This is a genomic window from Iodidimonas sp. MBR-22 (assembly GCF_029946565.1).
GTDB classification, from domain to species: Bacteria; Pseudomonadota; Alphaproteobacteria; order Sphingomonadales; family Rhodothalassiaceae; genus Iodidimonas; species Iodidimonas nitroreducens.
Genome location: NZ_JARKVQ010000008.1, coordinates 125,493 through 137,558, shown reverse-complemented (window position 1 = coordinate 137,558; position 12,066 = coordinate 125,493). Strand labels below are relative to the sequence as shown.

11 protein-coding genes are annotated in these 12,066 nt (G+C 55.0%); 5 read left to right on the top strand and 6 right to left on the bottom strand.

The genetic code is table 11. The annotated features are described in order from the left end of the window. Positions 1–165: 165 nt before the first annotated feature. Positions 166–594 (bottom strand): flagellar assembly protein FliX, encoded by a 429-nt coding sequence (locus QK300_RS08115; RefSeq protein WP_281301191.1) that lies wholly within the window; start codon positions 592–594, stop codon positions 166–168. Between the two features lie 367 nt (positions 595–961). On the opposite strand from QK300_RS08115, the gene QK300_RS08110 reads away from it, so the two are divergent. From QK300_RS08110 to QK300_RS08100, 3 genes are read left to right on the top strand one after another with little or no spacing between them, the layout of a single operon-like run. Beyond that, positions 962–2,044, top strand: a complete 1,083-nt coding sequence (locus tag QK300_RS08110) for a flagellar basal body P-ring protein FlgI (RefSeq protein ID WP_348651857.1) — start codon at positions 962–964, stop codon at positions 2,042–2,044. Then, positions 2,044–2,418 carry a rod-binding protein gene (locus QK300_RS08105; RefSeq protein ID WP_281301189.1) on the top strand — a complete coding sequence of 125 codons (375 nt, stop codon included), beginning with the start codon at positions 2,044–2,046 and terminating at the stop codon, positions 2,416–2,418. Before QK300_RS08110 ends, QK300_RS08105 begins: the two co-directional genes overlap by 1 nt. A 3-nt stretch (positions 2,419–2,421) precedes the next feature. Then, positions 2,422–2,913, top strand: a complete 492-nt coding sequence (locus QK300_RS08100) for a hypothetical protein (protein ID WP_281301188.1) — start codon at positions 2,422–2,424, stop codon at positions 2,911–2,913. Here the strand turns inward: QK300_RS08100 and QK300_RS08095 are convergent. From QK300_RS08095 to QK300_RS08075, 5 genes are all read right to left on the bottom strand, one after another. Continuing rightward, positions 2,890–4,449, bottom strand: a complete 1,560-nt coding sequence (locus tag QK300_RS08095) for a Ppx/GppA family phosphatase (RefSeq protein WP_281301187.1) — start codon at positions 4,447–4,449, stop codon at positions 2,890–2,892. The genes QK300_RS08100 and QK300_RS08095 overlap by 24 nt on opposite strands. A gap of 100 nt (positions 4,450–4,549) precedes the next feature. Then, positions 4,550–6,757 (bottom strand): RNA degradosome polyphosphate kinase, encoded by a 2,208-nt coding sequence (locus QK300_RS08090; protein ID WP_348651856.1) that lies wholly within the window; start codon positions 6,755–6,757, stop codon positions 4,550–4,552. Between the two features lie 231 nt (positions 6,758–6,988). Beyond that, the gene (locus QK300_RS08085) at positions 6,989–7,672 is read right to left on the bottom strand and encodes a DnaA/Hda family protein (RefSeq protein WP_281301185.1); all 684 of its coding nucleotides are present in this window, start codon (positions 7,670–7,672) and stop codon (positions 6,989–6,991) included. Further along, the gene (locus QK300_RS08080) at positions 7,647–8,774 is read right to left on the bottom strand and encodes an AI-2E family transporter (protein WP_281301184.1); all 1,128 of its coding nucleotides are present in this window, start codon (positions 8,772–8,774) and stop codon (positions 7,647–7,649) included. The genes QK300_RS08085 and QK300_RS08080 overlap by 26 nt, the downstream gene beginning before the upstream one ends. Further along, on the bottom strand, positions 8,771–9,949 hold the full coding sequence (locus QK300_RS08075) for a DUF2066 domain-containing protein (protein WP_281301183.1): 1,179 nt from the start codon (positions 9,947–9,949) through the stop codon (positions 8,771–8,773). The genes QK300_RS08080 and QK300_RS08075 overlap by 4 nt, the downstream gene beginning before the upstream one ends. A gap of 332 nt (positions 9,950–10,281) precedes the next feature. Here QK300_RS08075 and purM point away from each other — a divergent pair, with 332 nt between their 5' ends. Both purM and purN read left to right on the top strand, forming a co-directional pair. Further along, positions 10,282–11,391: a phosphoribosylformylglycinamidine cyclo-ligase gene (gene purM / locus QK300_RS08070; protein ID WP_281301182.1), complete on the top strand. Its 1,110-nt coding sequence runs from the start codon at positions 10,282–10,284 to the stop codon at positions 11,389–11,391. 4 nt (positions 11,392–11,395) lie between these two features. Beyond that, the gene (purN, locus tag QK300_RS08065; protein ID WP_281301181.1) at positions 11,396–12,055 is read left to right on the top strand and encodes a phosphoribosylglycinamide formyltransferase; all 660 of its coding nucleotides are present in this window, start codon (positions 11,396–11,398) and stop codon (positions 12,053–12,055) included. The last annotated feature ends 11 nt before the right edge of the window (positions 12,056–12,066 follow it).

Below are 12,066 nucleotides of genomic sequence, written 5' to 3'. Positions count from 1 at the left end.
CTCGCCTCGCTCAAGGCTCCAGACCTGCGCCGGATTTATAATGATCTGCAAGGCCTGCGGCAAGCAGTTAGCTCCGTACCCAAGAAAAATTTACAATCTGTTTGGGGGGGATAGATAAAATGCAATAGATCGGCATGGAAAAAAACAGGACGATCCTGGAGAACGTCAGCTTTCCTGTTCCAATTTGGCCAGTTCCACCTCTGCCCGCACTTCAATGTCATCCAAAATCGCAGAGAGTGCCGGATCAAGGGTGCCATCCCGCTGATCCCGGGCCAGACGCGAAAGCTGGCTGAGCTTTGATTGGGGAATAGCCCCCATCAACAGGCCCTTGCGCACATCTTCAAGCATATCGAGCATATCATGCGCCCGGGCCAAACCTTTGGAGCGGCCAGCGGAGGCATCCGGCATTTCCTGCAGGGCCAAAAGCGCATCCACAGAAGCAATCGGCCCAGAGGCGGCAGCAGGGGTTGATGAGGATGCGGCCCGCCCGCCATCAATGGAGGCAGAAAAAGCAGCCCCCCCTGCCCCGGAAGACTTTGAAGCCTTCTGTGACGATTTCAACGAATTGGATTTACCGGGGCCATCTATGCGCATGGCGATACAATAGCCGTTGCACCGCCGAAAGAGCAAGACTTGCCGAAGCTTCAGGAGAGAACCCGGAAAATTCTTGCCCCCACAAAAATCAACGACAGACTGTGTTTATCCAAGTCATTGTTTTTAATGTTTATATTTTGTGACCAGTCGATGGCGATAATTGGCATGATTTTCGCATAAATTCCAGAGAAACGTTGAAAAGACGCATCATGGGCTTTGGCGGGATCAAATGTGAATCAGATGATCAGCAAAGTTCATGAACCGGAACAGGAAGAGACTGGCCATGTTTGCAAAATGCATCATCCATTTATCAGCAAAGCCGCTATCGGCGATCATCCGTCTTGATATCAGATATTATCTGATCGCCATGGCTGTGGCTTTGGGCTTTTCAACGCCCGCTCATGCGGCTTCTCGGCTGAAAGATCTGATCAATGTTGAAGGTGTGCGCGAAAACCAGCTTGTGGGCTATGGGCTTGTGGTGGGGCTGAACGGCACCGGCGATACCTTGCGCAATGCCCCCTTCACCCAGCAAAGTCTTGAAGCGATGCTGGAACGCTTAGGCGTCAATACCCGCGCCGCCAATAATATGGTGACGGATAATGTAGCCGCCGTGATCGTGACCGCCGATCTGCCGGCCTTTGCCCGCCCCGGCAATCGGATCGATGTGCAGGTCAGCACTTTGGGCGATGCCGAAGATCTGCGCGGCGGTGTTCTGATGGTGACCCCACTTTTGGGGGCCGATGGTGAAGTTTATGCTGTGGCCCAGGGCCCCATCGCGGTGGCCGGATTTGCCGCAGCAGGCAATGCCGCTCGCATCACGGTGGGGGTGCCTACATCCGGCCGCATTTCCAACGGGGCCATTGTGGAACGCGAAGTTGCCTTTGAATTTGCCAGCCTGCAGCAGGTGCATCTGTCCTTGAAAAATCCTGATTTCACAACCGCCAACCGGATCGCCCAGGCCATTAATGGTGCGATCAGTGGATCGGTTGCCAGCATGATCGATCCTTCTACGGTCACTTTGGTGCGCCCGGCGGGCTATGAAAAATCACTGATTCAAATGGTGACAGAAATCGAACATCTGGTGATCGAGCCTGATTTCCCGGCCAAGGTGGTGATCGATGATCGCTCCGGGATCATTGTGATGGGGGCGGATGTGCGGGTAAGCACGGTGGCCATCGCCCAGGGTAATCTGACCATCCGCATCACTGAAACCCCAATTGTTTCCCAGCCTGCCCCCTTTGGCGAAGGGGAAACAGTTGTTTTGCCCCGTACCGATGTGGCTGTTGATGATGATGGCGACAAGCGCCTTGCCATCGTTGATGATGGGGTTTCATTGCAGGATCTTGTGGATGGCCTCAATGCTTTGGGGATCGGGCCTCGGGATATGATTTCAATCCTGCAGGCGATCAAGGCAGCAGGCGCCCTGCAAGCCGATATCGAGGTGATGTGATGGATATCACCCTCGTCCAAAGTGCCTTTCCATCAGGCGGTACGGATTTTGGCCAGGCAAGTTTTGCCGGGATGAAAGCGCGCCTCGATAGCACCCGGGATGCCGCCTTTTCCTCAAGCCGCATCAGCGATAGCGAGGCCCGCGACAGGGAAATGCGCAAAGCTGCTGAGGATTTCGAGGCCGTGTTCATGGGCCAGATGCTGGCCCCGATGTTCAGTGGATTATCCACCGATGGCCCTATGGGCGGCGGCCATGCTGAAGAAGTTTTTCGCTCGATGATGGTTGATGAACTGGGCAATAGCGTTGCCAGATCAGGCGGCATCGGCATTGCCGATACCATCTATAAACAATTGCTGACATTGCAGGAGATTTGAAACATGACCCGGCAAATCACAGAGGATGCCTTCGAAAAAGACCAGGCCCCTATCGAGCAACCCGTTCTCGCTCAGCCCGTTCGGGATTTTCTGACCATTTCAGATCATCTGACTGCCCTTTTGGCGCGGGAAAATGCCCTGCTCGAAACCCGCAGGCCGCGTGAAACGAAAGCGCTTGCGGGTGAAAAATTGCGCCTGACCGAAGCCTATAAACAGGCTTTGGAGGATTTGCGCAGCAAGGAAAGCCAGTATCTTGGCCCCAAGGATTCATCCATCCGCAAAAAGGTGAAAGCCACCACCGAACTCTTTCGCGCCGAATTGGCCCGTCATGCCAAGCTGATCATCCGCTTGAAAACGGTCAGCGAAGGGATCGTTAAATCCATCAGTGATGAAGCGATGAAGCAAAAAAATCCGGTGCGGAATTATGGCCAGAATGGACGGATGAACACGCCTTATGGAGCGGGGGCTTCCCTAAGCCTGGATCGGCAGATCTGAAATTGCGCCATAGGCATCATCGGAAAGTCCGGCGATTTCCGGCCGCAAATTCATGATTTGGGCCAGATTTTGAAAGCGGCGCGCCACCACTTCATTAACGATTTCATGGGCATCGGGCTCCACATCCAGCACCAGTCGATCCGAAAAACGCTTCAGGCTGACCCGCTTTAAAAGATTTGAGGTGCCCCCCGATATCCGATGGCCCAAACGCAAAGCCTCACCCAGGATCAGGGCTTGCCTGATATCTTCTTCCCCCAGCATGGAGCGGCACAGGCTTGCCAGCGGCATTCCATCAGATGCTCCATAAATGCGGCCAAGGGCCAGGCCCACAAAACCACGATCCTTATGATCGATACCTACAAACCGGCCATAAAGCGCTTCCATGATCGCTCGCTCTGCCCGGTAATCGGGATGCCCCCGCCATGAAATATCCGATAAAAGACAGGTGCCATAGCGCAGGCGTTTCAGTTCGGGCCGATCCGTTTTGCTCTCGAACAAGGGATCAATCCAGCGCATCAGCCGATCCCCATGTTCCTTGAAACGCCCGCCGATTTCCGCCATATCCCGCGCCGCCGCAATAAACGGATCTTCGGTTTTTACAGATTGCGGCAATCGTTGATAAACCAGCCCCTCGCGCAGCCCCAAAGAGGATGTGATCACCTTATTGGGGCGCATATGATCCAGAATATGATATAAAATCAGTGCGGCACAGGGCATCACGGTAGCCCGGCGGGATGGCACAGAATTGATTTTCGCAAGGCTTTGCGGCTCTTGTTGCGCAATCAGCTTCGCCAGATCCTGGGCATCCGCACCATCCAGAGAAAAGGCGTGCAAAATGGGCAAGGGTGTTTTTTTCTGCACCATATTGACGCGGCTGACCGCACGCCACGCCCCACCCACGATATAAAAATTCTTGTTCCGACGCGCTTTCAGCCATGGCACATCTTTCAAGCTGGCCATGATCTTGCGGCTGATCAACGCCTGATCATCGCCAAAATCACCCTGAAGCCTTAAAGGACCAATGGGCAAAGTGATCTTTTCCGTGATCGCGCCTTTGGAAATTTCCACGAGTTCGAGGCTGCCGCCGCCCAGATCACCAATGATCCCATCAGCATCGGGGATGCCCGATAAAACCCCCAAAGCAGATAATTCGGCCTCTTCTTTCCCGGAAATAACCCGGACCCTGATGCCGGTATCCGATTTGATCCGGGCAATAAAAGCCGCTCCATTGCTGGCTTCACGCACGGCAGCGGTGGCCACGGCTTCGATATGACCCGCCTCGATCCGCATGGCTTTCAAAAGTAATTGAAACCGTTTCAAGGTGGCCAGCGCCGCCGCCATGGCCTCATCATCCATCTCGCCGGTTTTGCTGATCATCCGACCAAGCCCACACAGCACTTTTTCATTGAAAAGGATGTGCGGATTGCGGCTCATCTTGTCGAAAACCACAAGACGAACGGAATTGGACCCGATATCAATCACCGCCAGATGCTCGCGGGAATCGTGGATGCGGTCTTTAAAAGAGGATTGCGGCACGCATTCAATACTTCACAAAAGGCCTTATTCAGTCAAACGGAAGACACCAGATATCACCGCAAAAGGCAAGGCCCCATAAACGCTTCATCGGTATCGATGATCAGTCACGCGGTGGCAAAATAAGCTGTGGCGCGCCATCCGGCCGGGTTCCATCCGGTTCCATATGATGCAGGTCCACCTCCAGCTTGGCCGGGCGTTCGGTTTCAAGGGCGCGGCCACGACCGGAAAGGCTGGGATTTTTCATGAAATAGGTATGGGCGGAAAAAGGTTCCTCATCGCCTTCAGATATGGATCGCTGATAATCGCCATCGGCGCGAAGCCACCAGCTTTGCAGATTATCCTTCAGATTGGCCACCATCACCTGCCCCATGATCTGCTCATGAACCGTGGGATTTTCAATCGGCACCAGCGATTCCACCCGGCGATCAAAATTACGCGGCATCCAATCCGCCGAAGAAATGAACACCCGTGCCTTGGCTGATGGCAAACCATGCCCGGCCCCAAAACAGGCAATGCGCGAATGCTCCAAAAAGCGCCCAACGATGCTTTTAACCCGGATATTTTCCGATAAATCCGGCACCCCGGGGCGCAGGCAGCAAATCCCCCGAATGATCAGATCGATCTCGACCCCGGCCATCGAGGCTTCATAAAGTTTTTCAATGATCTGGGTATCCACCAGCGAATTCATCTTGGCCCAGATCGCCGCCGGACGCCCGGCCCGGGCATGGCCGATTTCAGCATTGATCATCTTGATCAGGGAGTGACGAATATCAAAAGGCGACATCGCCAGCTTTTCCATATTGCGCGGACGGGCATAGCCGGTCACATAATTGAACAGCCGCGCGGCATCGCGCCCCATTTTCGGATCGGCGGTAAAAAAGCTGAGATCGGTATAGATGCGCGCCGTGATGGGATGATAATTACCGGTGCCGAAATGCACATAAATCTGAAGCCCTGAGCTTTCCCGGCGCACCACCATCGAGACTTTGGCATGGGTTTTGAGATCGAGAAATCCAAAAACCACCTGCACGCCGGATCGTTCGAGATCACGCGCCCATTTGATATTCTGCTCCTCATCAAAGCGGGCCTTCAATTCCACCAGCGCCGTCACGGATTTCCCCGCTTCTGCGGCTTCTTTCAAGGCATTGATGATTTCCGATTGTGATCCGGCGCGATAAAGGGTTTGTTTGATCGCCACCACATCAGGATCGCGGGCTGCCTGCCGTAAAAAGGCATGCACCACATCAAAAGATTCATAAGGGTGGTGCACCACAAAATCCTTGGCCCGCACAGCCTTGAAAATATCGCCACCATGATCGCGCAGACGCTCGGGATAGCGGGGATTATAGGGCTTGAACTTCCATTCAGGCAGATCATCAACGATCAATTGCCGGGTTTCCCCCACCCCTAAAATGCCATCCACCCGGGTCACGGTATCGGGATCGGCATCGAGCTGATCAATCACCATGGCGGCCAGATCGGCGGGCATCTCCTGATTGATCTTGAGCCGGATCACCCGCCCCCGACGCCGCCTTTTCAGGGCCGTTTCAAACAGCCTGATCAGATCTTCGGCTTCTTCCTCGATTTCCATATCGCTATCGCGCACGATGCGGAAAACCCCGCTGGCCTGCAATTGATAGCCGGGAAACAACTGATCGAGAAACAGCCCGATCAGGGTTTCAAGAGGAACGAAACGAATCCGTTCGCCGGGCAACCGAATGAAGCGATTAACCTGATCAGGGATCGGCAGCAAAGCGCGGATTTCCTTGCCATCCAGCGCCCTTTGCAATGACAGGATGAGGGAGAACCCCAGATTGGGGAGAAAGGGAAAAGGATGTGCCGGATCGATCGCCAAGGGGGTGAGTACGGGAAAAACATTCGATAGAAAATAGCCCTCAAGCCAATGCCGTTCTTTTTTAGTGATTTCATGGGCTTCGAGAACGGCCAGCCCGGCACGGCGCATTTCATCTTTTAATTGCTGCCAGCGCTGCTGTTGTTCTGATGTCAGCTTATCGGCAAGGGCCGTGACTTTTTTCAATTGTTGGCTGGGTGTGAGACCATCATCGCTTACTGTTTCGATGCCGGAATCCACCAGCCCGCGCAAACCCGCCACCCGCACCATATAAAATTCATCAAGATTGGATGCGGATATCGACAAGAAGCGCAAGCGCTCCAACAGGGGGTGGTGGCTATTGCCCGCTTCTTCCAGAACCCGGCGATTGAAATTAAGCCAGGATAATTCGCGATTGATGAATTTCTCACCTGCCGTCATCCGATGGAGGATTGCCCGCGCCGAACGAGCCGACATCGATTTGGCGGCCATGGTTTTGCCCGTGCTTTGGGTTTCGGCCCCCATGTTCAGCTTTTCTGACGTCGCGGCCTCGGCCTCGGCCTCGGTGGTCATGGCGGGCGCTTCATCCGCTTCGTTCAATTGATTATGGGATGGCATGAAATACAACTCCGAAAAAACACGAACAGTCAAAGATATGACGACGATAACCTGCCGTGCAAGACCGTCAGATTTATGACAAACCGGTGATTACAAACCGGCGGCGGCCAGAACTGCCCGGGCCAAAGGCAAGGTCAGCGGCTTTTTCTGCGACAAAGACGCTTTATCAAGGGCCGCAACGATCTGTTCCACCCCATCAAAAGACCGCTCGATCCGGGGGAGCACATAATCCAGCACTTTGGGATCGGTGCGCAATTGGCGATCATTGAGCCTCTTCACCATCAAGGCCGCGAGCAAAGCATCATCGGGGGCTTCAATCGCCGCCACCGGGGTGGCGATCAAACGCGACCGCAGATCATTGAGCCGAACCCCCCAGCGCGCGGGCGGCAGGCGCCCTGATATGAGCAAATGACCCTGTCGTTCACGTATCCAATTATAAAGATGGAAAAAATCCACTGGATCAAGCCGCCCTTCGGCCAGCGCCATATCGGCATCTTCCACAATCACCGCAGGATGGGGCTTGATCATCAGGCGGCTGCGCGCCCCGATATTTTCAGGGGCCACCCGATCCGCCCCCGATTTTTGCTGCCAAACCGCGGCCAGATGCGATTTGCCCGATGCCGGCGGACCGATTACGGCCAGGGCATGGGATGTCCAATCCGGCCAGCGATCAATCGTCGCCACAGCGGCAGCATTCGAGGGTGCGATGAAAAAATCTTCACCACGGAAGCTTTGCCGGTGGGGCAGATCAAGGGGCAGTTGATACATCATCATGCCCTTTGATGGCTGGGGTTTGTTGGGTTTCCAAACGATAATGGGCGAGCGTGGAGCGCACGAGAACGGCAATCACCGCCGCTGCGGGCACAGCGACCAGCACCCCCACAAAGCCTGCAACCTCGCCCCCGGCAAAAACGGCAAAGATCACCCAAACCGGATGCAGGCACACATGGCGGCCCAATAAGCGCGGCGTGAGAACGGCACCTTCCAAAATCTGCACAAACACCCAAACCAGACCGACCAGTCCCAGATTGGGATAATCAAGCCCCCATTGGCCAAAGCCCACAAACAGGGCCACGGCCAGCGCAAAGGCCGTGCCGAAAAAGGGAATGAACCCCAAAATCCCCGCCAGCATCCCCAAAATCAAAGCATAATCAAGCCCCACCACAGACCAGCCAATGCTGTATAACACCGCCATCGCCAGCATCACACTGAGCTGGCCACGCACGAAGCCTGAAAGCACCTGATCGATCTCGATCATGGTTCTGCGCACAAAGGGGGCTTGATGGGCAGGGAGCAAAGCATTGGCCCGGCTGATGATTTTATCGAAATCACGCAGGATATAAAAAGCCACCATCGGCGAAATCAGCACCAATGCCAAAATATTGAACAAAGCCAGCCCACCGGTGAACACCCCCATGATCATCTGATGCGCCATGCCAAGACCTTGTCGGACCATCGATTCCAGAACATCCTGAGCCTGCTGACCGATTTCTGAGCCAAATTCGGTTTCCATATTGAGCATCATGGAAGATGTCCAAATCCGCAGATCGGCAATAACCCCCGGAACGGCCCGCACCAGACCCACAAGCTGCGCTTGCAACAATGGCCATAAGCCAAAAAGCACACACAAGCTGATGATGAAGCACAAAAAGATGATCAAACCCGCCGCCAGCCCCCGATCGATATGATAGGTTTCCAATCGATCAGCCAGGGGATCGAGCAGATAAGCCAGCGCGAAACCGGCAAGGAACGGCAGCAAAATACCCCGGGTGAGATAGGCAAATAAAAGGGCTATGAGCAACAAACCCCATGGGATCAAACGCGACATCAGGCGCGGGCTCAAGCCCTGTTCATCCGCTTTCCCGGCGTCGCTCATCTCCGTGATCCTCTGTCCGCTTGTGGTGCCCGCATCTCTCGCCCTTCATCGGCTGTATCGGTTATGAGCACCAGTCCCTGATCGCTGTTCAACAGTTGAAGCCGGGCTTGGGCTAAAGCCAACCGCAATTGCTCAATCGTTCCCACATAGCTGATGGTAAAACGCGAAAGCGGCAGCCCGATTTCGATCATTTCAAATGAGCGCACGATCCCCACGCTTGCAAGCTTTTGCCGGATCAACAGCCAATCCTCGGCATGATCGACCGGCGCCATGACACTGATGACCGATTGATCGCCGGTGGCGGCCAAAAGGGTCTGTTCTTTCCATAAAGCATCGGATCGGCGCAGGATAAGATTAGCCGCCCGCTGCAGCAATTCGGCTTCGGTTTCTGACGCCGCCGTTTCCGATGGCCCAAAATCTTCCATAAAAGCCGATAAACTGCCCTCAGCATGGCTTATGCGGCTTTCCCCTTCATCATCCAAGGGGCCAACCACCAGATCATAATGCAAATCGGGCTGGCCGGTGCGATAATTTGGCACCAGCCTTGCCGTGGCAATCACGATTCGCGGTACGGCGAAAAATCGCGCCGCCTTGGCAAGCTTGGATGGATCGGGATTGGCCAGCAGATCATCAGACAAAACGGCCCGCGATGAAATCCGATCCGGGGCAAAGCGATAGGCGATCAAGCGGTTTTGCAGATCCGCTCCGGCCAGCGCCTGTTGCCATTCGTGATTCCCAAAAACCCTGCGCACGCCGCGATCATAAAGCACCGGCACCAAAAGATAAGGTCCGCCCAGTGATTCTGTATAGGCAACATCGGTGCGGGCAAAGATATCACGCACCGCATCGGGCGAAAACGACACATCGAGCACGGCCATATAACGGCGCGATGAGAATTTTTCCTCGCGAATATCCACCGACCGCACAAGGCTTTGCAATAAAGGCGGGCTGGCCGGGGGCAGATTGCCAAGGCTTTCATCCGCCACCAGCTTTTCGATCAACGATTGCCAGGCCCGTTCCTGCGCATTGGCCAAAGCCTGCCTGCGGGCTTCGGTGGCATTGGCGGCCTCTACATCAACATCGATGCCATACACACTAAACAAGCGCGCCGAAGCATCCCGATCCGCCTGCACCTGCATTTGCGCCTGTGCCGGCCCACCTATGCCGAATAGCATAAGGGCAAAAAGCACTGGCACAAAAAGCACTGGCACAAAAAGCACTGGGATCATCATCACTGCAGAAAGGCCCAGCCGCATATCTTCGTTCTCCTTTGGTTCGCACCACCTTAGCGCCCCAATGCCCGCAGGCAAAGCCATGAAACAGATAAAACCGACGATCTCAGGGGCAAGACCCTGGATGGGGTCAGCATAAATCCCTTATAGCAACAAGACATCATCTTCATGATCATGAAATCTGTTCAGATTTTGGCTAAAGGGGCTTGCTCTCGATCACCCTTTCGCCCCATGTTGCACAGCCTTTGGATGGCAAGCAGAAAGGTTTAAAACCCGTGAGCGACCCCCTCCCCCCCTCTTATGATTATGCCACTGCCGGTGTTGATATTGCGGCAGGCAATGCGCTGGTTTCCGCGATCAAGCCCGCTGCGGCCTCCACCCGCAGGATTGGGGCCGATGCCGGTTTGGGCGGCTTTGGGGCTTTGTTCGATCTGAAAGCGGCGGGCTATCATGATCCCATTCTTGTTTCCGGCACCGATGGGGTTGGCACCAAATTGCGCATCGCCCTCGATACCGGTCTGCATCAAAATGTGGGGATCGATCTGGTGGCGATGTGCGCCAATGATATTCTGGTCCAAGGGGCCGAACCCCTTTTCTTTCTGGATTATTTCGCCACCGGCAAACTGGATCCGAAGATCGCTACCGAAGTGATCGAAGGGATCGCGCGGGGCTGTGTTGAAGCCGGTTGCGCCCTGATTGGTGGCGAAACTGCTGAAATGCCCGGCATGTATGCCCATGGTGATTATGATCTGGCCGGTTTTGTGGTCGGCGCCGTGGAACGGGATCAGATCATCACCGGCGCCACGATCAAACCCGGCGATGCAATCATCGGGCTGGCCTCATCGGGGGTTCATTCCAATGGCTTTTCACTGGTGCGTAAGCTGGTCGCGGATTTTGATCTGGCATATGATCAGCCCGCGCCCTTTGATGGCCAAAAATCCTTAGGCGAGGCTCTACTCACCCCCACCCGCCTTTATATCAAAAGCTGTTTGCCGCTTTTGCGATCAGGCGAGATCAAGGGCATGGCCCATATTACCGGCGGCGGATTGCTGGAAAATGTCCCCCGTTGTTTGCCGAAGGATCTGTGCGCCACCATCGATGTGGATCGCTGGCCCCTGCCCCCTGTTTTTCGCTGGCTGCAGGAAGCCGGGCACATTACCCCCTATGAATTGGGGCGCACCTTCAATTGCGGTCTGGGCATGGTGCTGTTCGTTGATCCTGATCGCGCGGAACAGATAATGGCTGCTCTCGATGGTGCGGGCGAAAGCGCAATGCACATTGGCATGGTTGAAGAAAAACCCGGCAAGGCACGGTGCAGGCTGCGCGGCAAGGCGGGTGCCTGGGGCGCGCGGCAGGGCTTTGATCATATCACCGATGAAGGCTAAGCCCATGGCCCGGATGCAACTTGGCATTCTGATTTCCGGTCGGGGCTCGAATATGAAAGCCCTGATCGATGCCTGTGCAAAGGCCGATTATCCCGCAGACATCGCGTTGGTCCTATCCAATGTCGCCTCGGCCGAGGGCCTTGAAACAGCCCGTCATGCGGGGATCAAAACCATGATCATCGATCACAAGGCCTATCCAAGCCGTGCGGAGTTTGAGAGAGATCTCGATCAGGCGCTTCGTGATCATGGTGTGGAGCTTGTCTGTCTCGCCGGTTTCATGCGCCTTCTGGATAAGGATTTCGTAAAGCGCTGGCATGATCGCATGATCAATATCCATCCGTCCCTGCTGCCATCCTATCGCGGCCTGAAAACCCATGAACGGGTTCTGGAAGATGGCGTGCGCTTCACCGGTTGCACGGTGCATTATGTCAGGCCGCAAATGGATGAAGGGCCGATCATCATGCAGGCTGTTGTGCCCATTGATGATCATGACACCCCCCAAAAACTTGCCCGGCGGGTTCTGGCTTATGAGCACAAGATTTATGTTGAATCGGTGCGTCTGATCGCCAGCGGACACATCCGCCCCCGGGGCAATAAAACCGCAACTAAGGGCTTGAAATTCCCCAAAAAAGGCCTGATCAGCCCGACGCCTGACGACGCCTGAAATTGCAAAGG

Excerpts from the sequence above, each read along its gene's own strand:
- QK300_RS08115 (WP_281301191.1), bottom strand. The coding sequence starts at position 594 with ATGCGCATAGATGGCCCCGGTAAATCCAATTCGTTGAAATCGTCACAG.
- QK300_RS08110 (WP_348651857.1), top strand. The coding sequence starts at position 962 with ATGGCTGTGGCTTTGGGCTTTTCAACGCCCGCTCATGCGGCTTCTCGG.
- QK300_RS08105 (WP_281301189.1), top strand. The coding sequence starts at position 2,044 with ATGGATATCACCCTCGTCCAAAGTGCCTTTCCATCAGGCGGTACGGAT.
- QK300_RS08100 (WP_281301188.1), top strand. The coding sequence starts at position 2,422 with ATGACCCGGCAAATCACAGAGGATGCCTTCGAAAAAGACCAGGCCCCT.
- QK300_RS08090 (WP_348651856.1), bottom strand. The coding sequence starts at position 6,757 with ATGTCGGCTCGTTCGGCGCGGGCAATCCTCCATCGGATGACGGCAGGT.
- QK300_RS08085 (WP_281301185.1), bottom strand. The coding sequence starts at position 7,672 with ATGATGATGTATCAACTGCCCCTTGATCTGCCCCACCGGCAAAGCTTC.
- QK300_RS08080 (WP_281301184.1), bottom strand. The coding sequence starts at position 8,774 with ATGAGCGACGCCGGGAAAGCGGATGAACAGGGCTTGAGCCCGCGCCTG.
- QK300_RS08075 (WP_281301183.1), bottom strand. The coding sequence starts at position 9,949 with ATGCTATTCGGCATAGGTGGGCCGGCACAGGCGCAAATGCAGGTGCAG.
- purN (WP_281301181.1), top strand. The coding sequence starts at position 11,396 with ATGGCCCGGATGCAACTTGGCATTCTGATTTCCGGTCGGGGCTCGAAT.